Origin of the sequence: Massilia alkalitolerans DSM 17462 (assembly GCF_000427785.1) — a bacterium.
Classification (GTDB): Bacteria; Pseudomonadota; Gammaproteobacteria; order Burkholderiales; family Burkholderiaceae_D; genus Telluria; species Telluria alkalitolerans.
Genome location: NZ_ATYR01000008.1, coordinates 127,205 through 152,681, shown reverse-complemented (window position 1 = coordinate 152,681; position 25,477 = coordinate 127,205). Strand labels below are relative to the sequence as shown.

The window sequence follows — 25,477 nt, the reverse complement described above, 5'->3', positions numbered from 1 at the left end:
GCACCTGGTATACGAAAAACGGGCGGCTTGCGCCGCCCGCCACCATGCAAGCCCCGCTGCGCATGCGCCGGGACTGCTTTCTATTCCGGCGTCCAGACGTACTGGACGCCCACCCATGCGCGCACCGGCTTGCCCTCAAGCGTCGCCGGCTTGAACCTGCATTTGGCCAGTCCCGCACGCGCCGCCTCGTCGAGGCTGGCATAGCCGCTCGATTTCTGGACTTTCGACTCCACGACCCACCCGTCGGCGCCGATGAGGAATTGCATCGTGACCGTGCCGGCGTTCTTCAGTCGCGCATCTTCCTCGGGATAGACCGGCCTGCTGCAGGTGCTGGTGTCCACAAGGGGGCGCGGAGCCGGCGTCGCGCCGTCCGGGGCGGCGTGCGCCAGGCCGATCGATGCGGCCGCTGCCACAAGCAAGACGGACGAAAAGCTGCGACGCTGCGTGTGCCGAACCAGGCTGACAAAACGGTTGATGCCGGTCATGCGTTCTCCTCTATCGGTCGGCGTGTCACGCCGGGGATGGGCGGGCGTCCCCGCGAGTCCTCCAAGCGTAACACGCGCATTACCGGTTTACTCCAGCGTCCAGACGTACTGCACCGCGGTCCAGGCCTCGACCGGTTTGCCCTTGGCAGTGGCCGGCTTGAACGTGCACTTGGTCAGTGCGGTATGCGCGGCCTCGTCGAGCGCTACATGGCCGGACGATTTGGCGACCTTCGATTCCTTTACCTTGCCGTTCTTGCCGATCAGGAAGCCGAGGGTGACGGTGCCGGTATGCTGCAGCTTGATCGATTCGGCCGGGTAGTGTGGCCTCTTGCAGGTGTCGAAGTTGGCTACGGCCTCGCTATCCTTCTTGACCGGCGTCGTGGGCGCCGCATGGGCAAAGCTTGCGGCGCCGATGACCAGTCCCAGTACGGGAATGGCCGCCTTCCAGTTCAAGGCCTGCGTGTCGGGACGAACCAATCGTTTGATGCGTGACATAAGATCTCCTCCGTTGGCCGCCTGGGCCAGGTGGTGGGTTGAGAACTGGAGTTTTTCCAGTTCGGATAGGGCCAGGGCCAGGCGCCGCGGTTCGCCCAGTATCCTTGCCGCGTGATCGTCGGCGATCTGTTCCCGCTCCACTCGGATGCGGCTTGAAATCCACCAGACCGCCGGGTGGTAGAAGAGCAGGGTCTCGACCAGGTTCTGGCCGAGGTTGACGAGATAGTCGTGGCGCTTGATGTGGGCCAGTTCATGGGCCAGCAGCGCTTCCAGCAGGTGGGCCGGCATGCCGGACACCAGCGAGGCGGGCACCAGCACGACCGGGCGCCACCAGCCGGCGGTAATCGGGCTGCCGAGGCGTTCGACCACGCGCAGGCGCACGGCCCGGTCGATGCCGAATCCTGTCGCCATGCGTTCGATGCGCACCTGCCACGCCGGGTCGGCGCGCTCGTGCGTGGCGGCGCGCTCGATCCACAGCAGTCCGGCCACCATGCGCAGGGCCATCGCCAGGGCGCACACGGCCCAGGTGCCCACGATCCAGGTCAGCTGGTCGGCCAGCAGGGCGCCCCAGCCCTCGTCGACGGGCGAGCCGGCGATCAAGCCTGCGGCAAACAGCACCATTGCATCGCCGCCACCGCCGCCGCCGCCCTGCAGGCGCAGCGCCAGCTCAAGAGCGGGCCAGGCCAGGCACAGGAACAGGCCGGTGCAGGCAACCAGGTAGCGCGATTCGGGGCGCCTGTTGCGCAGCAGGGTCAGCAGGGTGGCGGTGGCGCAGCCGATCAGCGCGCCCTGCCACAGGAAGTGGACCAGGGTCCAGCCGACGCTGGCGACGAGGTCGGCGGCGTTCATTTCTTCACCCCGGCCTTGTCCTCCGGCTTGTCTTCACGCAGCAGTTCCTCGATCTCTTCCCGTTCCTTCTTCGAGATGCCGGTCTTCAGCGCGGCCAGCACCAGGGCCTTGGCCGAGCCGGCAAAGGCGCGCTGCATCAGGTCCTTCAGCAGGTTGCTCTCGACCGAGTCCTGGGCGTGGGCCGGGGCGTAGACGTGCGAGCGTTCGCTCTCGTCGCGCACCAGCAGGCCCTTGCCGTGCATGATTTGCATCAGGCGCAGCACGGTTGCGTAGGTGACATCGGGCTTGGTCTTCTGCATTTCCTGGTGCACCTGCTTGGCAGTGCCCGAAGCCATCGGCCACAGGACTTGCAGAAGTTCGAGTTCGGCCGGGGTCGGCTTGGGGGTATCGGGCTTGCGTGGCATGAGCGTCCTCATTGGTTTGGTCGAATCTAGAATAGTGTGTCTAGACACCGGTGTCTACTGTTTTCGGGCGCCGTGCGTGCTTTATGCGCAGAGCATAAGAGCCCCGAGCGAAGACGAAAAAAAACCGCATCCGGAGATGCGGTTCTTTGGGACGAGCCGGGCGGAATCAGGCGGCGGCGCGCACCGGTTCCAGGTCCTTGTCGCCTTCGACCGGCACGCGGCCGTGCAGGACGTCGTCCATGCGCTGGACGTCGAGTTCCTTTTCCCACTTCGATACCACCACCGTGGCCACGCCGTTGCCGACGAAGTTGGTCAGGGCTCGGGCTTCGCTCATGAAGCGGTCGATGCCGAGGATCAGTGCCATGCCGGCCACCGGGATGGTCGGGACCACAGCCAGCGTCGCCGCCAGGGTGATGAAGCCGGCGCCGGTGATGCCCGATGCGCCCTTCGAGGTCAGCATCGCCACCGCCAGGATGGTCAATTCCTGCATCAGGGTCAGGTCGGTGTTGGTTGCCTGGGCAACGAACAGGGCCGCCATCGTCATGTAGATGTTGGTGCCGTCCAGGTTGAACGAGTATCCGGTCGGGACCACCAGGCCGACCACCGGCTTGGAGCAGCCGAGGCGTTCGAGTTTACGCATCAGGGCCGGCAGGGCGCTTTCCGACGAGCTGGTGCCGAGCACGATCAGCAGTTCTTCCTTGATGTACTTGATGAAGCGGATGATCGAGAAGCCGGTGAACTTGGCGATAAGGCCCAGCACGCCGATCACGAACACGAAGCAGGTCAGGTAGAAGGAGCCCATCAGCTTGGCCAGCGGCAGCAGCGAATCGAGGCCGTACTTGCCGATGGTGAAGGCCATCGCGCCGAAGGCGCCGATCGGGGCGGCCTTCATGACGATGTTCACGACGCCGAAGATGGCGTGCGAGAAGTCGTCGATCATCTTGGCCACCGGACGGCCACGCTCGCCCAGCATCGACAGCGAGAAGCCGAACAGCAGCGCGATCAGCAGGACCTGCAGGATGTCGCCCTTGGCGAAGGCATCGACGAAGGTGGTCGGGATGATGTTCATCACGAAGTCGATGGTGCTCTGGTCCTTGGCCTTCGCGGTGTACTGGGCGATGGACGAAGCGTCGAGGTGGGCGGCGTCGACATTGAAGCCGGCGCCCGGCTTGACCCAGTTGGCGACCACCAGGCCGATGGCCAGCGCGAAGGTCGAGACGACCTCGAAGTACAACAGGGCCTTGCCGCCGACGCGGCCGATTTTTTTCATGTCCTGCATGCCGGCGATGCCGGCGACGACGGTACAGAAGATCACCGGGGCGATGATCATCTTGATGAGCTTGATGAAGCCGTCTCCCAAGGGCTTCATCTTCGCGCCCAGTTCAGGGTAGAACACCCCCAGCAGCACGCCAAGCACGATGGCGAACAGCACCTGGACATACAGGACTTTATAGAATGGCTTTTTCATGGCAACGCTTCGTAGTGAAGTTTGTGGTGTTGCCATCATCGTGGAAGTGTCACACCCAATCTATTGTGGATATCCGCAGGCCTTATATCTTGTTGCGGATATGCTGATTGTGTATCGCGTGATATTTCCGGAGCGTGTGCTGTTGCCTCTGGCCTCAAGTTCGTCGCACCGGCGAAGGCCGGTGCCCAAGTTCACGGCCGCCTGAACACCTCCCCACCCTTCATCACAAACCCCACCTCCGCTGCTGCCGCGATGTCCCTGGTTGGATCGCCATCCGCGGCCACCACGTCCGCCAGCTTCCCCGCCTTCAGCCGTCCGAGGTCCTTCGACTTACCCAGGATCTCCGCCATCACCACTGGCGCCTGCGCGACCGATGGCGGCTGTGACAATTCGCGGATTATGCGGGCCGCCTCGATCGCTATGATGTCGGGAATACACAAGCATCGATCCCGATGCTTCAGCACCTGACTGGAATGCGCATGCACTGGAACGACTGGCCGATCGTCTGCTGGACCCTCTCCACGCTCCTGTGCCTTGCGGGCCGACGCTGGACCGACGCCTTTTGTTCCGCATGCTTCGCGGTCTACACGAGTCTTGACAGGATGCCGCCGGCTGCAGCTCCGGCGCAACTGAAGTGGGCCTTCGCCCTGGCCGGCGCGGCCGTCGTGGTGGTCCAGGTCATGAAAGAGTACAGGCGATACAGGAACAGCCTGGCCGTGCGCTGAAACCGGCGTGTCATCCAACAGGGGGGGCGCATGCGAATGAAGTTCGACCGGACGATTGCCCTGAACATCATCTGGCTTGCCGGCCTGTTCGTCGCCTGGGGTTTCGTGGCGGGACAAGCGGGCAGCCCGGTGCCCTACAACTGGACGCGGCTGGCGCGCATCGCCCATGCGCTCGAGCTGTCTTTCCTGATGTCGCTCGTCCTGCTGATGCTGGCGCCGGCGGCCAGCATTGCGGCGAGAAGGGGCAAGCCCTGGGCAGTGGCGTATCCGGCCGTGCTGCTCCTGGGCTGCGTCGCCACCCTTGGCTTCTCCCTGTACCAGCTGGCGCACATGCCGCCCAAGCCGGTCCTCGCCAGGTCCGACCCTCCCCATCGCTGCTCCCGCTGGGGCGAGCCTGTTCCGGCGCGGGACGCGGTGGGCAGCCCGGTCCGGCGCGGCGACCTGGTGATCCTCTGGTCTTCACCGGGCGCGGATGGCCCGGAGCCGGATACGGACAAGCAGGCGTTTCAACGCGGGGTGTGGAACGGCCGGATCGTCATGGTCACCGGCTTCGTGCGCGGAGGTGCGCTGCGGGTGCTGCCAACCGACACGGACATGGGAAGCGCCGAGCCGCATTTCTGCGTCTGGCCCGACAAGGTGGCGCGCATGCCCATGCCTTGAGGGCCTTGGGAAGACGGCTCAGTACGGCATGCCGCTCACGGCCAGCGGCAGCCGCCACAGCGCGCCTGCGCCGGTGATGTACAGGGTCTTGCCGTCCTTGCCGCCGAAGGCCGCGTTGGTGACGTTGGCGTCCACCCGGATCGTCGCCAGCTGCTTGCCTTGCGGCGAAAACACGCGCACCCGTTGCGCCGCATGCTCGGTCACGTACAGGTTGCCGTGGCAATCGAGCGTCATGCCGTCGGCGCCGTCCAGCCCCTTCACCAGCGTGCGTCCGGCCTGCGGCACGCCCTCGACGATGGGATAGGCCACCAGCAGGCCGTCGCTGGCGTTCACGTACAGGACGTCCGCCGCGGGCGACAGCGCGATCCCGTTGGGATTGGGGCGCGTGCCGTCCACCAGCGTGACGGCGCCGTTTGGCCCGACGCGGTAGATGCCCGTCACCGGCTGCCCGCCGGGTGCGGCCGCTTTCTGCCAGTCGGGATCGGTGAAGTAGACCGACCCGTCAGGCGCGGCGGCGATGTCGTTGGGCGAGTTGAAAACCTGGCCCCCGAACTTTCCCGCCAGCGGCGCGAGCTTGCCGTCGCGCCCGCGGCGCAGCAGCGCCTTGTCCTTGTGGCTTGCGAGGAGCAGGGCGCCGCCCGCGTCCACGGCCAGGCCGTTGCTGCCGCTGTCCTCGATCGCGGTGCTTACGGTGCCGTCCTGGGCCAGCTTGCGTACGCGCGAGGGAAAGCCCTTGGCGAAACTGAAGTCGGAGAAGTAGAGCGCATCCTTGATCCACACCGGTCCCTCGAACAGGCCGGGTTCGGCGCGCGAGGCGGTGACGGCGGCAACGCGTTCGGCCTTCAACTCGCCGGAAGGCGGTGTGCCGCAGGATGCGGCGAGGGCGTTCGTCGCCGCGAGGGCGAGCGAAAAGAATAAGAGGTTTTTGGAAGCAGGCATCAACCCTCCAGGTCTCCGAGCGACTGCTCGATCCCGAGCTGCACGTCGCGCAGGAAAGCGCCACCTTGCTCGGACAGCGCAATGCCCGGCACGGCCAGCTCCACCAGGCATACCAGCGCCTGGCGGAACCACTCCATGTCCGTGCCCATCAGGGGCAGGGCATGGGCGTCGTTCAGGTAGTGGACCGCGCGCGTGAGCAGGTTCGGATCGCGTCCGGCGCGGGCGACACCGGGCGCGAAATCGACGACTTCGCGGAAGAACCGGTCTGCCAGGGTCTCGAGGATGTCGTTCGAGACCTGGGGCTGGCCGGCGGCCAGCACCACCCGGGCCAGTTCCTGGCAGGCGTCCTGCAAGCCCTGTTCGTCGAGGCGCTCGGTCATGGTGGCCTTTACTGTGCGGCCCAGCCGCCGTCCATGTTCCAGGCCACGCCGCGCACCTGGTCGCCGGCCGGGCTGCAGAAGAACACGGCCAGCGCGCCCAGTTCCGCCGGGGTGACGAATTCGCCGGAAGGCTGCTTTTCGCTCAGCAGGGCCTTCTTGGCCGCCTCGTTCGAGAGGCCGTCGCGGGCGGCGCGGTCGTCCACCTGTTTCTGCACCAGCGGGGTCAGGACCCAGCCCGGGCAGATCGCGTTGCAGGTCACGCCGGTCGCGGCGAGTTCGAGCGCGGTCACCTTGGTGAAGCCCACCAGGCCATGCTTGGCCGCGACATAGGCCGACTTCCCGGCCGAGCCTACCAGGCCGTGCACCGAAGCCAGGTTGATGATGCGGCCCCAACCCTTCTGCTTCATGCCGGGGATGGCCAGGCGGCTGGTATGGAAGGCCGAGGTCAGGTTGATGGCGATGATCGCGTCCCACTTCTCGGCCGGGAACTCGTCCACGGTGGCCACGTGCTGGATGCCGGCATTGTTGACCAGGATGTCGATTGCGCCGAACTTGTCGGCGGCAAAACGCATCATCGCCTCGATTTCAAGCGGCTTGCTCATGTCGGCATTGTGGTAGGCGGTCTGCACGCCGAATTCGGTGCCCACGTCCGTGTAGAGCTTCTCGATCTGCTGGGCGTCGCCGAAGCCGTTGAACACGATGTTGGCGCCCTGTTCCGCCAGCGAACGGGCGATGCCCAGGCCGATGCCCGAGGTGGAACCGGTGACGAGTGCTGTTTTACCGCTGAGCATATTGGATTTCATTGCGTCCTCTTTCGTGGGTGAACGGGTTGCTTCCTCAGAATTGGTAGAATTCTAATGGCAATGCCAAGTAAAATGGCGTGTTGCGATGCAAAGTAACCAATATTGTCATGACTGAGCGGGGGCGAAGGTGCAAATCGGCGAAGCCACATTGAAAAGCGTGCAGTGCAGTTCACCCGCCGGCCTGCACCGCATGGCCTACAAGGAGTGGGGCGATCCCGCGAATCCGAAGGTGCTGGTCTGCGTGCACGGCGTGACCCGCGTGGCCGACGACTTCGACGGCCTGGCGCGGGCGCTGAGCGACGAATACCGCGTGGTCTGCCCGGACGTGGTCGGCCGCGGCCGCTCGGGCCGCCTGCGCGATCCAGCGTACTACACGGTGCCGCAGTATGTCGCCGACATGGTCACGCTGATCGCGCGCGCCACTAGCGACGACACGCTCGGGGTGCACTGGTTCGGCACCTCGATGGGCGGCCTGATCGGCATGATCCTGGCCTCGCTCGAAGACAGCCCGATCCGCAAGCTGGTCCTCAACGACATCGGTCCGGTGCTGGACCAGGGTGCGCTGGCCCGCATCGGCGAGTACATCGGCCAGGACATCCGCTTCCCCGACTTCGACACCGGCGCGGCCTACGTGAAAGCCGTGTCGATGTCCTTCGGCCCGCACACCGAGGAAGAATGGTTCAAGCTGGCGAGTGACGTGCTGCGCCAGGACGAAGGCGGCCAGTGGGTGCGCCATTACGACCTCGGCCTGGCCCAGCCTTTCCGCGCCATCACGCCGGAACGCGCGGCCGGCGACGAGGCCCAGCTGTGGGCGGCCTGGGATGCGATCCGCTGCCCGACCTTGCTCGTGCGCGGCGAACAGTCCGACCTGCTGTCGCGCGAGACGGCCCTGGAGATGTGCACGCGCGGACCGAAGCCGCGCCTGGTCGAGATCCCGGGCGTGGGCCATGCGCCCACCTTCGTACGTGCGGACCAGATCGCGATCGCACGCGAATTTTTAGTCGGCGGAGCATGAGGCTTCCGCCACGTTTTATAAGAAAGCAGCTATGGAAATCAAACGACTCCACGTAGGCAAGCGCCTGTCCGAAATCGCCATCCACAACGGCACCATCTACCTGGCCGGCCAGATCGCCGAAGACACCACGCAAGGCATCGAAGGCCAGATGCGCGAGGTGCTGGGCCACGTCGACCGCCTGCTGAACGAAGCCGGCAGCGACAAGTCCTGCGTGCTGATGTGCCAGATCTTCATCTCGAGCATGGAGCACTTCGCCGGCATGAACAGCGTCTGGGACGAGTGGGTGCCGCAGGGCCACACCCCGCCGCGCGCCACCGTCGAGGCCAAGCTGGCCAATCCCGCATGCCTGGTCGAGGTCTGCATCACTGCCGCACTGCGCTGAGTCGGGGGCATACAAGCTAGATGGTATCAAGCGTTCTACTCGGTGACGCCAGCACCCAGCTGGTCCAGGGACTCAGCGTGGAAGACTGCGCGCGGGTCCAGACGGCGCTCGACTACGCCAGCGGCATGTACGGCGAGCGCATGGCCGCCACGGGCCAGGATGCGTTCGAGTTCTCGCTCGGCGTGGCCGGCACGCTGGCGGTGCTGCGCACCGACGCCGAAACCCGCATCGCCGGCCTGCTGTTCGAGCTGGCGATGATGGATCCGGCGGTGGCGGGCTCGCTCGAGGAGCGCTTCGGCAAGGAAGTGTCCGACCTGGTGCAGGGCGTGTACCAGCTGGTCAAGCTGCGCGACCTCACCGCCGGCAAGGACCAGGTGGCGGAAGCGAAAAATGCGGGCAAGAACGCTGCCCAGCAGGCCGCCGCCCAGGTCGAGACCCTGCGCAAGATGCTGCTGGCGATGGCCTCGGACATGCGCGTGGTGCTGATGCGCCTGGCCGCCTGCGCCGCCAGCCTGCGCTATTTCTCGGAGCAGAAGCGCTTCGACGAGGTCACCCGCGCCTATGGCCGCGAGGTGCTCGAATTCTATGCGCCGCTGGCCAACCGGCTCGGCATCTGGCAGCTCAAGTGGGAGCTCGAGGACCTGTCCTTCCGCTTCATCGAGCCGGACGCCTACAAGCAGATCGCCAGGATGCTCGAAGAGAAGCGCATGCAGCGCGAAGGCTTCGTGCAGTCCTCGATCGACCGGCTGGAAAAGGAACTGCGCGACGCCGGCATCAAGGCCGAGGTCTCGGGCCGGCCGAAGCACATCTACAGCATCTGGAAGAAGATGCGCGGCAAGGAGCTCGATTTCTCCTCGCTGTACGACGTGCGCGCCTTCCGCGTGATCGTCGAGGACGTCAAGGCCTGCTATACGGTGCTCGGCATCGTCCACAACATCTGGACCCCGATCCCTAAGGAATTCGACGACTACATCTCGCGCCCGAAGCCGAACGGCTACCAGTCGCTGCACACGGTCGTCACCGCCGAGGACGGGCGGCCGCTGGAAGTGCAGATCCGCACCCAGGAGATGCACAACTTCGCCGAGTACGGCGTGGCCGCGCACTGGCGCTACAAGGAAGAGGGCGGCTCCAACTTCAAGAGCCAGAAGTACGACGAGAAGATCGCCTGGCTGCGCCAGCTGCTGGCCTGGAAGAGCGACGTGGCCGACGTGGTCGCGGGCCAGGAAGACCTGCAGAAGGAATGGGTCGAAAAGCTCAAGGCCGCCACCCTGGACGACCGCATCTTCGTGCTGACTCCGCAGGCGCGGGTGCTGGAGCTGCCGCAGGGCGCGACCCCGATCGACTTCGCCTACCACCTGCACAGCGAGGTGGGCCACCGCTGCCGCGGCGCCAGGATCGACGGCGCGATGGTGCCGCTGAACACGCCTTTGCGCAACGGCCAGACCTGCGAGATCATCACCGCCAAGGGGCCGACCGGCACCCAGGGACCCTCGCGCGACTGGCTCAGCCCGGGCTATACGGTCAGCAGCCGGACCCGCTCGAAGATCCGGGCCTGGTTCCACGCGCAGGAACAGGCCGAGACCCTGGCCCAGGGGCGCGCGCTGGTCGAGAAATCGCTCCAGCGCGAGGGCAAGACCGCCGTCAACCTGGAAGCGCTGGCGCAAAAGCTCGGCTTTGCCAAGGTCGACGAGCTGTTCATCCAGGTCGGCAAGGAGAAGTTCAGCCTGCGCCACGTGGAAGCGGCCCTGCACGACACGGTGGAAGCGCCGCCGCCGGTCGACGAGGCGGTGGTCTACAAGAGCCGCGCCTCGAGCGTGGAGCAGGGCGCCAAGTCGGGCGTGCTGGTGGTGGGCACCGAGGGCCTGATGACGATGCTGGCCAAGTGCTGCAAGCCGGCGCCGCCGGACCCGATCTGCGGCTTCGTCACGCGCGGCAAGGGCGTCTCGATCCACCGCCTGAGCTGCAAGAACTTCGCCGAGATGCGCGCCAAGGCGCCCGAGCGGGTGATCCAGACCGAATGGGGTTCGGCCGGGCTGGAGACCGTGTATCCGGTCGACCTGTTCATCCTGGCGATGGACCGGCAGGGGCTGCTGCGCGATATCTCGGACGTGTTCATGCGCGAGAAGATCAACGTGATCGGCGTGAACACGCAAAGCAGCAAGGGGCAGGCGCGCATGGTGTTCACGGCGGAGATCGGATCGACCGGGCAGCTGAACAAGGCGCTGGCGGCGATCGCGGAGGTAAAGGGAGTGATGGAGGCGCGGCGACAATAATGGCGTCCGTGGCTTGCATGCACAATTGGATCCCGGCCTGCGCCGGGATGACGGTCTTGAGGCTTGCAGTCCAAACGGCGATTGCCGCCCCCTCCTCATGCACGTCGTCCCGGCGCAGGCCGGGACCCAAGTTCGCAGAGCAGCCGTCTTGGTATCAATTTGATACATAAACCGAGCACATCCATTCAATTTTGTATCATATTGACACCATGCGCCGAACCCTCAACCTCTACGCCAAGCCAAGCCTGTGGGGCCTCGCGTTCCTGCGCTACCTGCGCAGCTGGTGGTACATGGTGCACCTGGGCGCGGTCGCGCTGGTGATGGCGCTGTCGCCCTCGACCTACAACCGCGCCAACCGGCTGGCGGCCGCGCGCCACATCTACGCCAGCACCTGGCAGGTGCTGCCGGGGTTCTCGCTGGCCTCGGCCCTGATCAGCCTGGTCATCATCCGCATCGTGCTGGTCACGGCCAAGAGCTACGGGCTGTCGCATTTCGCGCTCGAGATGGTGGTGCGGGTGCTGGTGCTCGAACTGATTCCCCTCTCCGCCGCGATGTTCGTGGCCCTGCGCGCCAGCATGGCCTTCGACGCCTCGGCGCTCGGGCTGGCGCGCGCCGGCCTGTCGCCGCAGGCCGCCAACGACGAAGCCCTGCGCCGCCTGCGGCGCGACATGGTGCCGCAACTGCTGGCGAACTCGGTCGCGGTGACCAGCCTGGCCATGGTCACCAGCACCATCGTGCTGGTGCTGGCCTACCTGAACGTGTACGGCCTGCTGCCCTGGGGAATCGCGGACTACACCCGCACCGTCGGCCGCGTCTTTTCGCCCACGGTGACGATCGGCTTCGTGCTCAAGACCGTGTTCTTCGGCCTGGCCGTGGCCCTGATCCCGACCGCCGCCATCCTCGAGCTGCAGCGCTATCCGCGCCGCGTGCATTCCAGCGTGCAGCCGGGCGCGCTGCGCCTGCTGTTCGTGCTCCTGGTGATCGAAGCCGCCTCGCTGGCGCTGAAATATATTTAGAAGAATAGGAAGCCATGACCGAACCTTTGCCGGACGAACCGAAACATGTCGAACTCAAGGCGATGATCCTGCTTGCGGCGATCGGCATCCTGGTCGTCGCCTTCTTCGGCTACGTGATGCACGCGCGCGGCGTGTTCGAGCCGACCCAGCGCCTGGTCCTGGAAACCGACGATTCGTCCGGCGTCATCCCCGGCATGGACATGACTTTCGCCGGCTTTCCGATCGGGCGCGTCAGCCAGGTCGAGCTCTCGCCCGAGGGCAAGGTGCGCATCCTGGTCGACGTGCAGAGCAAGGACGCCAAGTGGCTGCGCACCTCGAGCGTGTTCACGCTGGAGTCGAGCATCGTCGGCGAAACCCGCCTGCGCGCCTTCACCGGCCTGCTGAACGATCCGCCGCTGCCCGCCGGCGCCACCCGCCAGGTGCTGCGCGGCGACGCCACCGCCGAGATCCCGCGCATCGTCGCCACCGCCAGGGCGCTGCTGGAAAACCTGGAGACGATGACGGCGAACGATTCGGACATCAATGCCAGCCTGGCCAACATCAATGCCGTCACCGGCCGCCTGAATGGCCCCGGCGGAGTGCTGGGCGGCGTGATGGGTGGCGACGCCGAGGCGCGCAAGCTGCGCGAAGCGCTCGATCGCATCAACTCCCTGCTGGGCAAGACCGAGCAGCGCGTCTACGGCAAGGACGGCGTGATGGACGACGCCCAGTTGGCGATCCGCCAGCTGCACGTGGTGCTGCAGGATGCGAGCACCACGCTCAAGAAGGTGGATGCGGTGCTGGTCGAGGCCCAGGCCGTCGGCGCCAACGCGCGCGTGGCCACCCAGGACCTGGGCGCGCTGCGCGGCGAGGTCGACGCCAGCCTGCGCAAGGTGAACCGCCTGGTGGACGAGATCAACCGCAAGTGGCCCTTCGCCCGCAGCAACCAGGAGATCAAGCTGCCATGAGAATGTTCGCTTACCTCGCCGTGGCCATGCTGGCGGCCTGCGCCAGCAAACCGCTGCCGCCCGACTGGCAGCTTGATGCCAAGGGCGCCCTCGACGGCTCGGTCGAGAATTACCTGAAAGGGCATACCGCTGCCGCGGCCGCGGAATTCCGCACTGCGCGTACGGCCACCACCAGCACCGGCCGCGCCGATTATGTGGCCCAGGTCGAACTGGTGCGCTGCGCCGCGCAGGTAGCCAGCCTGGATTTCGACGACTGCCCGGGCTATGCGGCACTGGCCGCGGAGGCGACGCCGGAGCAGCGCGCCTACGCCGACTATCTCTACGGCCGCTGGCAGGGCCTGAACGCGGCGCTGCTGCCCGGGCAGCACCAGTCCGTCGTCGCCACCGGCCAGGTCGCCGCCGTGGCCGATCCGCTGGCGCGCCTGGTCGCCGCCGGTGCCGCCTTCAAGGCCGGGCGCATCGCACCGGAAGGTATTCTTCAAGCCATCGACACGGCTTCGAACCAGGGCTGGCGCCGGCCGCTGCTGGCCTGGCTCGGGGTGCAGGCGCAGCGCGCCGAGGCGGCCGGGGATGCGCAGGAAGTGCAGCGCGTCCGGCGCCGGATCGCGCTGGCCTCGGGGCAAGGCTGAGGCGGGGCCGGCCGGTCAAGCGCATGGTCGAGGAACCGGGAGGCACGAGCCTGCACCCCGAGCCCTGAGCTCTTGCCGAGGAGTGCACATGCGGTGTCTCGACTTGCTACGCAAGGACATCTTGATCCGCCAGCTGAGGGCGCTCGGCGTCGGCCGTGGCGATTCGCTCATGACGCACGTCTCGCTGCGCGCCGTCGGGCCTCTGGCTGGCGGCCCGGCGGCCCTGCTCGAAGCGATCCTGGCCTGCGTCGGCACGGCGGGCAACCTGATGGCCTATGTCTCCTGGAGCGACTCGCCGTACGAGGAGACACTCGGACAGGCTGCCATTCCGGACGCCGTGCGCGACAGCTGGCCGGCTTTCGATCCCGTCCACGCGCCAAGCTACCCCGCGTTCGGCGCCTTCAACGAGTTCATCCGGATGCACCCGGGATGCCGGCGCAGTGCGCATCCGGATGCCTCGATGGCCGCGATCGGCGCCGATGCGCTCTGGCTGGTCGCTCCCCATCCCATGGACAGCGCCTACGGTCCGGGTTCGCCGATCGAGCGTCTGCTGCACAAGCGCGGCAATATCCTGTCGATCGGCGCCGGTCCGGACGCCATCACCGCCTTGCACTATGCCGAAGCGGTGGCGCGGATTCCCGGCAAGCGCCGCGTCAGTTATTCGATGCCCCTGCTCGATGAGGAAGGCAAGCGCGTCTGGGTGACGGCCTCGGACTGGGACTCGAACGGCATTCTGGACGAGTACGCGCAACCCGGCCAGGCCGATGCGGTCGAGCGGATCGCGCGCGACTATCTTGCGCTCGGTCGGCATCGGGAAGGGCAGGTGGGCCGCGCAGTAGCCCGGCTGATCGACGCGAACGACATTGTCCGCTTCGGCCAGGCCTGGCTCGAGCGGCGCCATGTGAACCGGAAGTGAGCCGCGGCCGGCCCCAATAAACTTTGCCCTGCTCGGCCTAAACGATGATTTCCGGTGCACAATTGAAGCGTATCCACTCAGCATACGCGCCATGACCGATCCTGCACCCCAAGCCTTCGCCTGCGACGACGCCGGCGTCTACCGCACCCTGCTCGAATCGACCAAGGCCATCCCCTGGCGCATCGACTGGGCCACCATGCGCTTCACCTATATCGGTCCGCAGATCGAGGCGCTGCTCGGCTGGAGTCCGTCCAGCTGGCAGTCGGTCGACGACTGGGCTGCGCGCATGCACGAGGACGACCGTCAGAAAACCGTCGACTTCTGCGTGTCCCAGTCGAAGCAGGGCGTGGACCACGAGGCCGATTACCGCGCGCTGACCCGCGACGGCGACTACGTCTGGATCCGCGACGTGGTGCACGTGTTGCGCCGCCCCGACGGCAGTGTCGAGGCGCTGGTCGGGTTCATGTTCGACATCACGGCGCGCAAGCAGGCGGAAGACAAGATCCTGCAGCTGCAGCGCGAACTCGAAGTGCTGTCCTACCGCGACAGCCTGACGGGCGTCGCCAATCGCCGCATGTTCGACACCCTGTATCCGGTCGAGTGGGCCAAGGCGCAGGCGACCGGCGAGCCCTTGTCGCTGCTGGTGGTCGACGTCGACTACTTCAAGCAGTACAACGATTACTACGGCCACATGCAGGGCGACGAATGTCTGCGCCAGGTCGCCGCGGCGCTCGACGCCGGAGCATCGCGCTCGCGCGACCTGTGCGCGCGCCTGGGCGGCGAGGAATTCGTGCTGTTGCTGCCGGCGACCGATCCGGAGGCGGCCCGCAACGTGGCGGAGCGCTGCCGCCGGCTGCTGGCGCAGAAGGAGCTGCCGCACGCGCGTTCCGGCGTGGGCCGCCTGGTCACGGTCAGTATCGGTGTCGGCACCATCGTGCCAGGCAAGCAGGACCGGGCCGAGGTGTTTCTGGACCGCATCGACCGCCGCCTGTATCAGGCAAAGTCGGCCGGGCGCGATCAGGTCTGCGACAGCGAGGCTTGATCCGGCGAGGCCTGAGCCAGCGCGGGCCGCAGCGCCCACGGCAGCATATTGTGGATGGTGGTCGCCGCCAGCGCCGCCTGTCCGGTCGCCACCGCGATCTGGTTCAGTCCGCGCGTGACGTCGCCCACGGCGAACAGCCCCGGCACCGAGGTGCGGCAATGGTCGTCCACCAGCAGCTTGCGGCACTCCACGGTTTCCGCCCCGAGCGAGCTGGCCAGGTCGGAGCGCGCATTCTCGCCCAGCATCGGGTAGAACACATCGCAGTGGTAGTCTTCGCCGTCCTTGGTGTGCAGGATCGGCTTCATGTCTTCGCTCATGCTCACGCCGGCCAGCGGCGAATCGACGTAGCGCACGTTGGCGGCCGCCAGGCGTTGGCGGTCCTCGTCGTTGATGGTCGATACCGGGCCGCGCTCGAACAGCAGCACGTCGGCGCTGAAGGTGCGCATGAACAGGGCGTGGCCGACCGGGTTGACCTCGGAGGTGACCACGCCGATGCGCTTGTCGATCACGTCCCAGCCGTCGCACACCGGGCACAGGCGCACCGCGCCGCAGCGCACCGCCTCGTCCCAGCGCTCGACCGGCATGCCGGCGTCGGCCACGCCGGTGGCCAGCAGCACGGTCAGCGCCCGGATCTGGCAGGGCTCGCCGCCGTCCTGCGGCACATAGTCGCCGACGAACACGCCGTCTTCCAGGCGCAGGTCGAGGATCTCGCCGGGCATCACGCTGCCGCCGTAGTTGGCGAGCTGGGCGCGCAGGTTCTCGAGCAGCGCCACGCCGTTGATACCTTCCGGAAATCCGGGGTAGTTGTGCGAGACCGGAATCCAGGACAGCCGGCTGTTGCCCTTGTCGACCAGGGCGATGTGGCGGGTGAAGCGGCGCAGGTAGACGCCGGCGGTCAGGCCGGCCGGGCCGCCGCCGATGATGAGGGTGTCGAATACGGTGCGTGAACAGTCCATGCACCGATTATGCTCACCCGGCACCCTGCCGGATATCGGCGCGCGGGCAGGGCGCGGGTAAGAGCGGGCTTACAAGCGGCATTACAAGCAGGCGCCGGCGGGTTCAGAGCGACTTGCCGCCGGCCGCCTCCGGCTGCAAGGTCACGTGGTCGATGCCGTGTTTTTCGCGCAGCATCGCGCGTACTGCGGCCAGCACGGTGGGCCACTGATCGAGGCTGGCGATCTCCAGGTGGCCGATCAGGGCAGGGTGGCCGGGCGACATGTCCCACACGTGCAGGTCGTGCACGTCGAGCACGCCGTCGATGGCCTTCAGGCTGGCGCCGACTTCGAGATAATCGATGTCAATCGGGACGCCCTCCATCAGGAAGTGGTAGGACTCGCGCAGGATGCCGCTGGTGGAACGCAGGATCAGCATGGCCACGAAGATCGACAGGATCGGGTCGACCCGCAGCCAGCCGGTGAAGTAGATGATGGCGCCAGAGGCGATCGCGGCGATCGAGCCGAGCAGGTCGCCCATCACGTTCACCAGCGCGGCGCGGGTGTTGATGCTCTGGTTGTCGCGCGACAGGATCCAGGCGACCAGCAGGTTGATGGCGGCGCCGATCGCGGCCACCACCAGCACCACGCCGCCCTGCACCGGTTCCGGGTGCAGAAGGCGCTGCACGGCTTCCCACGCGATCCAGGCCACCAGCGCCAGCATGGCGAGGCTGTTCACGAAGGCTGCCAGCGCTTCGGCGCGGACGAAGCCGAAGGAGTGGCGCGAAGAGGGCGGGCGCTTGGCGATGGCCTGGGCCAGCAGCGCCAGGCCGAGGGCGGCGGCGTCGGTCACCATGTGGCCGGCGTCGGAAATCAGGGCCAGCGAGTTCGAGATGAAGCCCGTAATGACCTCGATGACGGCGAACAGCAGGGTCAGGCCGAGCGCGACCCCAAGGGCCAGCTGGCTGCGACCCTCGATGACGTGGGTATGGCTGGCATCGCCGTCGAGGTGGGCGTGCAGGTGGTCGGAAGAGGGCTCGGCGTGATCGGCAGGCATCGTCGGCGTGGTGATTTGAACAAGCTTCTAGTGTAAAGCAATGGCCGACCGGGGGCGCAGGCAGGCTCGCCAGGAAACTTTAATTCGGACAAGGCTTGCTTAACGCGTGTGCGCTCCCTATAATGGCGGCATCGGGCGGTTAGTTCAGCTGGTTAGAATACTTGGTCGACATCCAAGGGGTCGCAGATTCGAATTCTGCACCGCCCACCAGAATACCTAGCGAGGCTCAAAGAAGCGTAGCGAGCGGCAGCAGTTCCGGTTGAGAAGCGCAGCTGTACTTGAGTACAGCGAGCATCGCAAACCGGAAATGCAACGCGCAGTAGCTTGTTTGAGGCGCGCACTTTGTAAGAGCGAGAAAGGCACCGACGGTTATGACACCGCGAACTACGACTATGTTGTGGGGGAATCGCTAGACGCGGTACGGTGGTCTTTTGTCCAAAGAAGCTCGACAACACTGAAGAAAACGCGCCTGGTGCGCGTTTTTTTTCGTCCGAACTTTTTAGCTTTCAAAATTTTCAACATTTAATGGCGCGCTGCGCCACATGGAGAACAGCAATGCTCAACGTTCGACTTCCGGATGGTTCCAGTCGTCAGTTTGACGGCCCGGTCACCGTTGCCCAGGTGGCCCAGAATATCGCCCCGAGCCTGGCCAAGGCCGCGCTCGCCGGCAAGGTCAACGGCAAGGTGGTCGACACCTCGTTCCTGATCGAAGACGACGCCGACCTGGCGATCGTCACCGACCGCGATCCGGACGGCCTGGAGGTCATCCGCCACTCGACCGCCCACCTGCTGGCGCACGCCGTCAAGGAACTGTTCCCGGAAGCGCAAGTCACCATTGGCCCGGTCATCGAGAACGGCTTCTACTATGACTTCTCGTACAAGCGTCCGTTCACCCCGGACGACCTGGCGGCGATCGAGAAGAAGATGGCGGAACTGGCCAAGAAGGACCAGCCGGTCACCCGCAAGGTGTTGCCGCGCGACGAGGCGGTCAGCTACTTCAAGTCGATCGGCGAAGACTACAAGGCCGAGATCATCGCCTCGATCCCGGCGGGCGAGGACGTGTCGCTCTACGAGCAGGGCGGTTTCACCGACCTGTGCCGCGGCCCGCACGTGCCCTCGACCGGCAAGCTGAAGGTCTTCAAGCTGATGAAGCTGGCCGGCGCCTACTGGCGCGGCGACTCCAAGAACGAGATGCTGCAGCGCGTGTACGGCACCGCCTGGACCAAGAAGGAAGACCAGGAACAGTACCTGCACATGCTGGAAGAGGCCGAGAAGCGCGACCACCGCAAGCTGGGCAAGCAATTGGACTTCTTCCACTTCCAGGACGAAGCCCCGGGCCTGATCTTCTGGCACCCGAAGGGCTGGACCATCTGGCAGCAGGTCGAGCAGTACATGCGCAAAACGTATCAAAACACCGGCTACAGCGAAGTCAAGGCGCCGCAGATCATCGACGTCACCCTGTGGCAGAAGACCGGCCACTGGGACAACTATCGTGAAAACATGTTCACGACCGAGTCGGAAAACCGCACCTACGCCCTGAAGCCGATGAACTGCCCGGGCCACGTGCAGATCTATAACGCCGGCCTGCGTTCCTACCGCGACCTGCCGCTGCGCTACGGCGAGTTCGGCCAGTGCCACCGCAACGAGTCCTCGGGCGCGCTGCACGGCCTGATGCGCGTGCGCGGCTTCACCCAGGACGACGGCCACGTGTTCTGTACCGAAGAGCAGATCGCTCCCGAGGTCGTGGCCTTCCACGCCCAGGCGATGAAGGTGTACGAGGACTTCGGCTTCGAGAACATCGACGTCAAGATCGCCCTGCGCCCGGAAAACCGCATCGGTTCCGACGAGGTGTGGGACCAGGCCGAAGAGGCCCTGCGTTCGGCGCTGCGCGGCTGCGGCGTGGAATGGACCGAGCTGCCGGGCGAGGGCGCCTTCTATGGCCCGAAGATCGAGTACCACCTGAAGGACAGCCTGGGCCGTCCATGGCAGGTCGGCACCATGCAGGTCGACTTCTCGATGCCGGGCCGCCTCGGCGCCGAATATGTTGCGGAAGACAACACCCGCAAGGTGCCGGTCATGCTGCACCGTGCGATCGTCGGCTCGATGGAGCGCTTCATCGGCATCCTGATCGAGAACTACGCCGGCGCGCTGCCGCTGTGGCTGGCCCCGGTCCAGGTCGCGGTCTTGAATATCTCGGATGCGCAAGCAGATTATGTGAAGCAGGTCGAAGCCAAGCTGCGCGCGGCGGGCATCCGCGTTCACGCTGATTTGCGGAACGAGAAGATTACTTATAAAATTCGCGAGCATTCTGTCCAAAAACTGCCGTACATTCTGGTTGTTGGCGATAAAGAACGTGAAGCAAATACGGTGGCCGTGCGTGCCCGCGGCAATGTCGATCTCGGCGTGATGCCGGTCGACGCGCTCGTGGAGCGCCTGGTTGGCGAAGTTGCCGCCAAGGCGAAATAATCCCGGCCTCAATCAATACTTTCAAAGGAAACGACATAGCTACTGACAAACAGCATCGCATCAACGGCGAGATCACCCATCCCGAAATGCGCCTGAACGGTGTGGACAACGAACCGCTGGGCATCGTGAGCCTGGCGGAAGCGTTCCGCATGGCCGAGGAAAAGAACGTCGACCTGGTCGAGATCGCGCCGAACGCGGTCCCGCCGGTCTGCCGCCTGATGGACTACGGTAAGTTCAAGTACTCCGAACAGAAGAAGGCGCACGAAGCCAAGCTGAAGCAGAAGATCATCCAGGTCAAGGAAGTCAAGTTCCGCCCGGGCACCGATGAAGGCGACTACAGCATCAAGCTGCGCAACCTCATCAAGTTCCTGGAAGAAGGCGACAAGACCAAGATCACGTTGCGCTTCCGCGGCCGTGAAATGGCGCACCAGGACATCGGCATGCGCATGCTCGAGCGCCTGCGCGGCGACCTGGAAGAAGTCGGCCAGGTCGAGCAGTTCCCGAAGCTCGAGGGTCGCCAGATGATCATGATCGTTGCGCCGAAGAAGAAGAAGTAATTCTTCGCGCCGTCAGATGATGGGCCGGGCCGGGCGCCAGCGTGAGCTGCGCCAGGCCCGGCCCACGTTCGTTTGTGCGTTTGTTCCGTCGGTGGCGACAAAGCCTGGCGCTGCCCCAACAATTCCCCGCAAACCTGTGCTATCATCTGCGGTTCCTGTTTTAACGAACAGGTTGTAGTCGACAGGAAGTGGCGTCGGCTGCAAGACAAGTGAAAGCAGGCATCCAAGAGCGGCGTTGCCGCCACCTGCAATCCTGTCGTATAGAGGCTGCCTGTAAAAGGGCAGAATACTATGCCAAAAATGAAAACCAAAAGCTCCGCGAAGAAGCGTTTTCGCGTGCGTCCGGGTGGTACCGTCAAGTCGGGTATGGCGTTCAAGCGTCACATCCTGACCAAGAAGACCACCAAAAACAAGCGTCAACTGCGCGGCACCCGTAACATCAATGCATCGGACGTGACGAGCGTCTACCGCATGATGCCTTCCGCTTAATCTCACTAATCATATACAAAGGGAGCTACCATGCCTCGAGTAAAACGTGGGGTTACTGCACGTGCCCGTCACAAGAAAGTCCTTGAACTTGCCAAAGGCTACCGCGGCCGTCGCAGCAAGGTGTTCCGTATTGCCAAGCAAGCAGTCATGCGCGCTGGCCAGTACGCCTACCGCGACCGTCGTAACAAGAAGCGCGTCTTCCGCGCCCTGTGGATCACCCGTATCAACGCGGCATCGCGTTCGCACGGCATGACCTACAGCGCCTTCATGAACGGCCTGAAGAAGTCCGGGATTGAACTGGACCGTAAAGTCCTGGCCGACATGGCAGTGCACGACAAGCCGGCGTTCGCCGCGATTGTCACCGCCGCCAAGGCCAAGCTGGCTGCCTAATCAGTCAGTTAGCTAGCAAGATCAGCGCAGGGCTCTTTACTGAGCCTTGCGCGAAAAGAGCGGGGCACACGGTAAATCACCTTGTGCCCCGTTTTTGATTGTGGCTCCTGCCGCCACCTAAACAGGAAAAGAACACGCATGCAATCGCTGGAAGATCTCGTCTCCTCGGCCCAGGCTGATTTCACCGCCGCCGCGGACGCCGCCGCGCTCGAAAATGCAAAAGCCAAGTACCTGGGCAAGACCGGCCAGGTCACCGACCTGATGAAGGGCCTGGGCAAGCTCGACCCTGAACAGCGCAAGGCGCAGGGCGCCTTGATCAATGCCGCCAAAGAAAAAATCGAAGGGGCACTGACCGCCCGCCGCGACGCGCTGGCCAACGCCCAGCTGGAAGCGCGCCTGAATCTCGAGGCCATCGACGTCACCCTGCCGGGCCGCGGCCGCGCCAAGGGCGGCATCCATCCGGTGATGCGCACCTGGGAACGTGTCGAGCAAATCTTCCGCTCGATCGGCTTCGACGTGGCCGACGGCCCCGAGATCGAAACCGACTGGACCAACTTCACCGCACTGAACAGCCCGGAAAACCATCCGGCCCGTTCGATGCAGGACACCTTCTACATCGAAGGCAATGACAGCACCGGCAAACCGCTGCTGCTGCGCACCCACACCAGCCCGATGCAGGTGCGCTACGCGCGCACCCACACCCCGCCGATCAAGGTGATCGCACCGGGCCGCACCTACCGCGTCGACAGCGACGCCACCCACTCGCCGATGTTCCACCAGGTCGAAGGCCTGTGGATCGGCGAGGACATCAGCTTCGCCGACCTCAAGGGCGTGTACCTGAACTTCGTCAAGGCCTTCTTCGAGACCGAGGACCTGGAGGTGCGTTTCCGTCCGTCCTACTTCCCGTTCACCGAGCCGTCGGCCGAGATCGACATCGCTTTCGGCTCCGGTCCGCTCAAGGGCCGCTGGCTGGAAGTGTCGGGCGCAGGGCAGGTCCACCCGACTGTCGTACGTAATTTCGGCCTCGATCCGGAACGGTTCATCGGTTTCGCCTTCGGTTCCGGCCTCGAGCGCCTGACCATGCTGCGTTACGGGATCAACGACCTGCGCCTGTTCTACGAAGGCGACCTGCGATTCTTGAAGCAGTTTAATTAATACGGTCGCTAATTCAGTACGCCCAGTCATAAACGCGGTTACAAGGTAAAAAGAACATGCAATTCTCCGAAAACTGGCTCCGTTCCATGGTCGATCCGAAGATGACTTCGGATGAACTGTCCCACCTCCTGACCATGTCCGGCCTCGAAGTCGAGGACGTCGAAGCGGTCGCGCCGCCGTTCACCAACGTGGTGGTGGCCGAGGTGAAGGAAGTCGCCAAGCACCCGGACGCCGACCGCCTGAACGTCTGCCAGGTGGACGTCGGCAGCGGCACCCTGCTCAACATCGTATGCGGCGCCCCGAACGTGCGCGCCGGCATGAAGGCGATCTGTGCCAAGGCCGGCGCCGTGCTGCCGCCGGGCGCCGACGGCAAGCCCTTCGCGATCAAGGTCGGCAAGCTGCGCGGCGTCGAGTCGCAGGGCATGATGTGCTCGGCCAAGGAACTGAAAATCTCGGAAGAGAGCAGCGGCCTGATGGAACTACCGCCGGACGCGCCGGTGGGCGCCGACATCCGCGACTACCTCGGCCTGGACGACCTGAAGTTCACCATCAAGCTGACCCCGAACAAGGCGGACTGCCTGTCGGTGCTGGGCGTGGCGCGCGAAGTGGCGGCCCTGACCGGCACCCCGCTGCACGTGCCAACCACCAAACAGGTTGCCGTCAGCCTCGACGAAACCCTGCCGGTGAAGATCTCGGCGCCGGACCTGTGCGGCCGTTTCTCGGGCCGCGTCATCCGCGGCCTGAATGCGCGCGCCGCGACCCCGGACTGGATGAAGCAGCGCCTCGAGCGCAGCGGCCAGCGTTCGGTGTCGGCCCTGGTCGACATCTCGAACTACGTGATGCTGGAAGTCGGCCGTCCTTCGCACGTGTTCGACCTGTCCAAGATCCATGGCGGCCTCGAAATCCGCTGGGGCAAGAAGGGCGAGCAGTTGAAGCTCCTGAACGGCAATACCGTCGAGGTCGACGAGTGGGTCGGCGTGATCGCCGACGAATCGGCGATCGAATCGCTGGCCGGCATCATGGGCGGCGACTTCACCGCCGTGACGCTGGATACCACCGACATCTACCTGGAAGCCGCATTCTGGTGGCCGAACGCCATCCAGGGCCGCGCCCGCAAGTACAACTTCTCGACCGATGCGGCGCACCGCTTCGAGCGCGGCGTTGACTACGCGACCACGGTCGAGCACATCGAACGCATTACCGCACTGATCGTCGAGATCTGCGGCACCGCGGATACGAGAGTAGGTCCGGTCGATGATCAGTCGGTCAAGCTGCCGCAGCCAAAGCCGGTCGCGATGCGTACCGCCCGCGCCGCCAAGGTGATCGGCGTGCCGCTGACCGATGAGGTCGTGGCCGACATCTTCACCCGCCTGCAACTGCCGTTCACGTTCGAAGCCGGTGTGTTCCAGGTGACCTCGCCGTCCTACCGTTTCGACATCGAGATCGAGGAAGACCTGATCGAGGAAGTCGCGCGCGTGTACGGTTTCGAGAACATCCCGACCCGTCCGCCGGTTGCGCCGACCGCGATGCTGATCGAGCCGGAAAACACCCGCTCGCTGTTCGCGATCCGCCACCAGCTGGCCGACCTGGGCTACCAGGAAACCGTGAACATGAGCTTCGTGGAAGCCCAGTGGGAGCAGGACTTCGCCGCCAACGCGGACCCGATCCGCCTGCAGAACCCGATCGCCAGCCAGATGAGCGTGATGCGCTCGAACCTGGTGGGCAGCCTGCTGGCCAACGTGCGCTACAACGTCAACCGCAAGGCCGGGCGGGTGCGCGTGTTCGAAGTCGGCGCCGTGTTCAAGCGTAACGCGGCGGTAGCGGACGGTCCGCTGTCGGTGGCCGGTTTCGAGCAGCCCAAGCGTGTCGCCGCCATGGCCTACGGCCCGGTCAATGACGAGCAGTGGGGCGAAAAGACCCGCCAGGTCGACTTCTTCGACGTCAAGGCCGACCTCGAGGCCCTGTTCGCACCCAGCGTGCTGCGCTTCGTGAAGGGCGAGCATCCGGCCCTGCACCCGGGCCGCAGCGCCTTCGTCGAACTGGATGGCAAGCAAATCGGCTTCATCGGCGAGCTGCACCCGCGCTGGCTGCAGAAGTACGACCTGCCGCAGGCACCGGTCGTGTTCGAAGTCGATGCCGAGGCGCTGCGCCAGCGCAGCGTGCCGGCCTACGCCGAGATTTCGAAGTTCCCGGGCGCCACGCGCGACCTGGCGCTGGTGGTGAAGCAGGGCGTCGCGGCCCAGGAAGTGCTCGATTGCTTCCATGCCGAGATCGCTGCGAATCCTGGCGGAAAGATCGTGCAAGCCGTTGTTTTGTTTGATGAATACCGCGGCAAGGGCCTGGAGACGGATGAAAAAAGCCTTGCTTTCCGCTTTGGCTTGCAAGATACTCAATCGACGCTGCAGGACGACGCGGTGGACGCCATCATGGCGGCCGTGGCCCGTGCGGCACAAGAAAAAGTCGGCGCAAAGCTGCGTGCATGATGTGTTTAACCGGGCGCTCCAGCGGAGCGCCCAGGTAAAGCATGTCATATCGTTCCAAAACATCGTTTCTTGAAGGTAGGGCTTCAAAATTAATAACAACGACGTTGATTCGGCCGTGTTCCAGGAAGCGCTGGCGGCCGATCTGCATCGCGCGACACAAGTGGCGCGAATGCGGAAGGAAGCAGAGAAGGACCTGCCGACCTTGACCAAGGCCGAGCTGGCCGAGCTGCTGTTCGAGCAGGTCGGCCTGAACAAGCGTGAAGCCAAGGACATGGTCGAGACCTTCTTCGACGAAATCCGTAACGCGCTCGAGCGCGGCGAGGCCGTCAAGCTGTCGGGCTTTGGCAACTTCCAGTTGCGTGACAAGCCGCAGCGGCCGGGCCGCAACCCGAAAACCGGGGAAGAGATCCCCATCACGGCGCGCCGCGTCGTGACTTTCCACGCGAGCCAGAAGCTCAAGGGAATGGTCGAGGAGACTAGTCCGCCGAGTAACTCTCTGGCCCGCGCTGCCTGAGTACAA

Annotated in this window: 27 protein-coding genes and 1 tRNA gene; 18 read left to right on the top strand and 10 right to left on the bottom strand. The window is 65.1% G+C overall.

Translation table 11 applies throughout. The features are described from left to right. Positions 1–80: 80 nt before the first annotated feature. The 5 genes from YWC_RS0110810 to YWC_RS0110790 form a co-directional block, all read right to left on the bottom strand. Complete coding sequence (locus tag YWC_RS0110810; protein ID WP_084416385.1) at positions 81–485, bottom strand: energy transducer TonB; 405 nt, start codon at positions 483–485, stop codon at positions 81–83. Positions 486–572: 87 nt separating this feature from the next. Further along, positions 573–1,829, bottom strand: a complete 1,257-nt coding sequence (locus YWC_RS0110805) for a M56 family metallopeptidase (RefSeq protein WP_027865380.1) — start codon at positions 1,827–1,829, stop codon at positions 573–575. Next, positions 1,826–2,233 carry a BlaI/MecI/CopY family transcriptional regulator gene (locus tag YWC_RS0110800; protein ID WP_027865379.1) on the bottom strand — a complete coding sequence of 136 codons (408 nt, stop codon included), beginning with the start codon at positions 2,231–2,233 and terminating at the stop codon, positions 1,826–1,828. Before YWC_RS0110800 ends, YWC_RS0110805 begins: the two co-directional genes overlap by 4 nt. 166 nt (positions 2,234–2,399) lie before the next feature. Further along, complete coding sequence (locus YWC_RS0110795) at positions 2,400–3,701, bottom strand: dicarboxylate/amino acid:cation symporter (RefSeq protein ID WP_027865378.1); 1,302 nt, start codon at positions 3,699–3,701, stop codon at positions 2,400–2,402. 191 nt (positions 3,702–3,892) lie between these two features. Next, complete coding sequence (locus tag YWC_RS0110790; protein ID WP_036214043.1) at positions 3,893–4,141, bottom strand: hypothetical protein; 249 nt, start codon at positions 4,139–4,141, stop codon at positions 3,893–3,895. A gap of 12 nt (positions 4,142–4,153) precedes the next feature. Here YWC_RS0110790 and YWC_RS0110785 point away from each other — a divergent pair, with 12 nt between their 5' ends. Together YWC_RS0110785 and YWC_RS0110780 are read left to right on the top strand one after the other, a co-directional pair. Further along, a complete protein-coding gene (locus tag YWC_RS0110785) occupies positions 4,154–4,426 on the top strand; it encodes a hypothetical protein (RefSeq protein ID WP_036214040.1) in 273 nt (90 codons plus the stop codon). Between the two features lie 30 nt (positions 4,427–4,456). Next, a complete protein-coding gene (locus YWC_RS0110780; protein WP_156923603.1) occupies positions 4,457–5,086 on the top strand; it encodes a hypothetical protein in 630 nt (209 codons plus the stop codon). A gap of 18 nt (positions 5,087–5,104) precedes the next feature. Here the strand turns inward: YWC_RS0110780 and YWC_RS0110775 are convergent, their stop codons facing one another. The 3 genes from YWC_RS0110775 to YWC_RS0110765 are packed head-to-tail and all read right to left on the bottom strand — an operon-like array spanning position 5,105 to position 7,208. After that, positions 5,105–6,025, bottom strand: a complete 921-nt coding sequence (locus YWC_RS0110775; RefSeq protein ID WP_027865374.1) for an SMP-30/gluconolactonase/LRE family protein — start codon at positions 6,023–6,025, stop codon at positions 5,105–5,107. After that, positions 6,025–6,405, bottom strand: coding sequence for a hypothetical protein (locus YWC_RS0110770; protein WP_027865373.1), 381 nt, complete (start codon positions 6,403–6,405; stop codon positions 6,025–6,027). Before YWC_RS0110770 ends, YWC_RS0110775 begins: the two co-directional genes overlap by 1 nt. A gap of 8 nt (positions 6,406–6,413) precedes the next feature. Then, the gene (locus YWC_RS0110765) at positions 6,414–7,208 is read right to left on the bottom strand and encodes a 3-hydroxybutyrate dehydrogenase (RefSeq protein WP_027865372.1); all 795 of its coding nucleotides are present in this window, start codon (positions 7,206–7,208) and stop codon (positions 6,414–6,416) included. Between the two features lie 133 nt (positions 7,209–7,341). Between YWC_RS0110765 and YWC_RS0110760 the strand changes: the two genes are divergently transcribed. The 8 genes from YWC_RS0110760 (at position 7,342) to YWC_RS0110725 (ending at position 15,428) form a co-directional block, all read left to right on the top strand. Then, positions 7,342–8,223 carry an alpha/beta fold hydrolase gene (locus YWC_RS0110760; RefSeq protein WP_027865371.1) on the top strand — a complete coding sequence of 294 codons (882 nt, stop codon included), beginning with the start codon at positions 7,342–7,344 and terminating at the stop codon, positions 8,221–8,223. A gap of 31 nt (positions 8,224–8,254) precedes the next feature. Next, on the top strand, positions 8,255–8,605 hold the full coding sequence (locus YWC_RS0110755; RefSeq protein ID WP_027865370.1) for a RidA family protein: 351 nt from the start codon (positions 8,255–8,257) through the stop codon (positions 8,603–8,605). A 20-nt stretch (positions 8,606–8,625) separates the two neighbouring features. After that, positions 8,626–10,878, top strand: coding sequence for a RelA/SpoT family protein (locus tag YWC_RS0110750; protein WP_027865369.1), 2,253 nt, complete (start codon positions 8,626–8,628; stop codon positions 10,876–10,878). Positions 10,879–11,087: 209 nt separating this feature from the next. After that, a complete protein-coding gene (locus tag YWC_RS0110745) occupies positions 11,088–11,894 on the top strand; it encodes an MlaE family ABC transporter permease (RefSeq protein ID WP_027865368.1) in 807 nt (268 codons plus the stop codon). 14 nt (positions 11,895–11,908) lie between these two features. After that, positions 11,909–12,841 carry an MlaD family protein gene (locus YWC_RS0110740; protein WP_027865367.1) on the top strand — a complete coding sequence of 311 codons (933 nt, stop codon included), beginning with the start codon at positions 11,909–11,911 and terminating at the stop codon, positions 12,839–12,841. Next, a complete protein-coding gene (locus tag YWC_RS0110735) occupies positions 12,838–13,470 on the top strand; it encodes a hypothetical protein (protein WP_027865366.1) in 633 nt (210 codons plus the stop codon). Before YWC_RS0110740 ends, YWC_RS0110735 begins: the two co-directional genes overlap by 4 nt. An 88-nt stretch (positions 13,471–13,558) precedes the next feature. Further along, positions 13,559–14,386, top strand: coding sequence for an aminoglycoside 3-N-acetyltransferase (gene aac(3) / locus YWC_RS0110730; RefSeq protein WP_027865365.1), 828 nt, complete (start codon positions 13,559–13,561; stop codon positions 14,384–14,386). A gap of 91 nt (positions 14,387–14,477) precedes the next feature. After that, entirely contained in the window at positions 14,478–15,428 is a 951-nt protein-coding gene (locus YWC_RS0110725) for a sensor domain-containing diguanylate cyclase (protein ID WP_027865364.1), read from the top strand. Here YWC_RS0110725 and YWC_RS29045 read toward each other — a convergent pair. Next, entirely contained in the window at positions 15,404–16,384 is a 981-nt protein-coding gene (locus YWC_RS29045) for an NAD(P)/FAD-dependent oxidoreductase (RefSeq protein WP_051306380.1), read from the bottom strand. The genes YWC_RS0110725 and YWC_RS29045 overlap by 25 nt on opposite strands. 103 nt (positions 16,385–16,487) lie before the next feature. Continuing rightward, positions 16,488–17,417: a cation diffusion facilitator family transporter gene (locus tag YWC_RS0110715; RefSeq protein WP_027865363.1), complete on the bottom strand. Its 930-nt coding sequence runs from the start codon at positions 17,415–17,417 to the stop codon at positions 16,488–16,490. Positions 17,418–17,550: 133 nt separating this feature from the next. On the opposite strand from YWC_RS0110715, the gene YWC_RS0110710 reads away from it, so the two are divergent. The 8 genes from YWC_RS0110710 to YWC_RS0110675 all read left to right on the top strand — a co-directional run bounded on the left by YWC_RS0110710 (position 17,551) and on the right by YWC_RS0110675 (position 25,471). Next, positions 17,551–17,627 (top strand) — tRNA-Val (locus YWC_RS0110710). A 345-nt stretch (positions 17,628–17,972) separates the two neighbouring features. After that, positions 17,973–19,883, top strand: coding sequence for a threonine--tRNA ligase (thrS, locus tag YWC_RS0110705; protein ID WP_027865362.1), 1,911 nt, complete (start codon positions 17,973–17,975; stop codon positions 19,881–19,883). Continuing rightward, entirely contained in the window at positions 19,883–20,440 is a 558-nt protein-coding gene (gene infC, locus YWC_RS0110700; protein ID WP_371846250.1) for a translation initiation factor IF-3, read from the top strand. Before thrS ends, infC begins: the two co-directional genes overlap by 1 nt. A gap of 291 nt (positions 20,441–20,731) precedes the next feature. After that, positions 20,732–20,929: a 50S ribosomal protein L35 gene (gene rpmI, locus YWC_RS0110695; protein ID WP_026354218.1), complete on the top strand. Its 198-nt coding sequence runs from the start codon at positions 20,732–20,734 to the stop codon at positions 20,927–20,929. Between the two features lie 30 nt (positions 20,930–20,959). Further along, positions 20,960–21,319 carry a 50S ribosomal protein L20 gene (rplT, locus tag YWC_RS0110690; protein WP_027865360.1) on the top strand — a complete coding sequence of 120 codons (360 nt, stop codon included), beginning with the start codon at positions 20,960–20,962 and terminating at the stop codon, positions 21,317–21,319. A 138-nt stretch (positions 21,320–21,457) separates the two neighbouring features. After that, positions 21,458–22,474 (top strand): phenylalanine--tRNA ligase subunit alpha, encoded by a 1,017-nt coding sequence (pheS, locus tag YWC_RS0110685; RefSeq protein ID WP_027865359.1) that lies wholly within the window; start codon positions 21,458–21,460, stop codon positions 22,472–22,474. Between the two features lie 56 nt (positions 22,475–22,530). Further along, positions 22,531–24,957, top strand: coding sequence for a phenylalanine--tRNA ligase subunit beta (gene pheT / locus YWC_RS0110680; protein WP_027865358.1), 2,427 nt, complete (start codon positions 22,531–22,533; stop codon positions 24,955–24,957). A gap of 169 nt (positions 24,958–25,126) precedes the next feature. Then, a complete protein-coding gene (locus tag YWC_RS0110675) occupies positions 25,127–25,471 on the top strand; it encodes an integration host factor subunit alpha (RefSeq protein WP_027865357.1) in 345 nt (114 codons plus the stop codon). Positions 25,472–25,477 lie beyond the last annotated feature (6 nt).

What these genes read in the sequence shown, in the direction of transcription:
- YWC_RS0110810 (WP_084416385.1), bottom strand. Translation starts at nt 485, where the DNA reads ATGACCGGCATCAACCGTTTTGTCAGCCTGGTTCGGCACACGCAGCGT.
- YWC_RS0110805 (WP_027865380.1), bottom strand. Translation starts at nt 1,829, where the DNA reads ATGAACGCCGCCGACCTCGTCGCCAGCGTCGGCTGGACCCTGGTCCAC.
- YWC_RS0110800 (WP_027865379.1), bottom strand. Translation starts at nt 2,233, where the DNA reads ATGCCACGCAAGCCCGATACCCCCAAGCCGACCCCGGCCGAACTCGAA.
- YWC_RS0110795 (WP_027865378.1), bottom strand. Translation starts at nt 3,701, where the DNA reads ATGAAAAAGCCATTCTATAAAGTCCTGTATGTCCAGGTGCTGTTCGCC.
- YWC_RS0110785 (WP_036214040.1), top strand. Translation starts at nt 4,154, where the DNA reads ATGCTTCAGCACCTGACTGGAATGCGCATGCACTGGAACGACTGGCCG.
- YWC_RS0110780 (WP_156923603.1), top strand. Translation starts at nt 4,457, where the DNA reads ATGCGAATGAAGTTCGACCGGACGATTGCCCTGAACATCATCTGGCTT.
- YWC_RS0110775 (WP_027865374.1), bottom strand. Translation starts at nt 6,025, where the DNA reads ATGCCTGCTTCCAAAAACCTCTTATTCTTTTCGCTCGCCCTCGCGGCG.
- YWC_RS0110770 (WP_027865373.1), bottom strand. Translation starts at nt 6,405, where the DNA reads ATGACCGAGCGCCTCGACGAACAGGGCTTGCAGGACGCCTGCCAGGAA.
- YWC_RS0110765 (WP_027865372.1), bottom strand. Translation starts at nt 7,208, where the DNA reads ATGAAATCCAATATGCTCAGCGGTAAAACAGCACTCGTCACCGGTTCC.
- YWC_RS0110755 (WP_027865370.1), top strand. Translation starts at nt 8,255, where the DNA reads ATGGAAATCAAACGACTCCACGTAGGCAAGCGCCTGTCCGAAATCGCC.
- YWC_RS0110750 (WP_027865369.1), top strand. Translation starts at nt 8,626, where the DNA reads ATGGTATCAAGCGTTCTACTCGGTGACGCCAGCACCCAGCTGGTCCAG.
- YWC_RS0110745 (WP_027865368.1), top strand. Translation starts at nt 11,088, where the DNA reads ATGCGCCGAACCCTCAACCTCTACGCCAAGCCAAGCCTGTGGGGCCTC.
- YWC_RS0110740 (WP_027865367.1), top strand. Translation starts at nt 11,909, where the DNA reads ATGACCGAACCTTTGCCGGACGAACCGAAACATGTCGAACTCAAGGCG.
- YWC_RS0110735 (WP_027865366.1), top strand. Translation starts at nt 12,838, where the DNA reads ATGAGAATGTTCGCTTACCTCGCCGTGGCCATGCTGGCGGCCTGCGCC.
- YWC_RS0110725 (WP_027865364.1), top strand. Translation starts at nt 14,478, where the DNA reads ATGACCGATCCTGCACCCCAAGCCTTCGCCTGCGACGACGCCGGCGTC.
- YWC_RS29045 (WP_051306380.1), bottom strand. Translation starts at nt 16,384, where the DNA reads ATGGACTGTTCACGCACCGTATTCGACACCCTCATCATCGGCGGCGGC.
- YWC_RS0110715 (WP_027865363.1), bottom strand. Translation starts at nt 17,417, where the DNA reads ATGCCTGCCGATCACGCCGAGCCCTCTTCCGACCACCTGCACGCCCAC.
- thrS (WP_027865362.1), top strand. Translation starts at nt 17,973, where the DNA reads ATGCTCAACGTTCGACTTCCGGATGGTTCCAGTCGTCAGTTTGACGGC.
- rpmI (WP_026354218.1), top strand. Translation starts at nt 20,732, where the DNA reads ATGCCAAAAATGAAAACCAAAAGCTCCGCGAAGAAGCGTTTTCGCGTG.
- rplT (WP_027865360.1), top strand. Translation starts at nt 20,960, where the DNA reads ATGCCTCGAGTAAAACGTGGGGTTACTGCACGTGCCCGTCACAAGAAA.
- pheS (WP_027865359.1), top strand. Translation starts at nt 21,458, where the DNA reads ATGCAATCGCTGGAAGATCTCGTCTCCTCGGCCCAGGCTGATTTCACC.
- pheT (WP_027865358.1), top strand. Translation starts at nt 22,531, where the DNA reads ATGCAATTCTCCGAAAACTGGCTCCGTTCCATGGTCGATCCGAAGATG.
- YWC_RS0110675 (WP_027865357.1), top strand. Translation starts at nt 25,127, where the DNA reads ATGCGGAAGGAAGCAGAGAAGGACCTGCCGACCTTGACCAAGGCCGAG.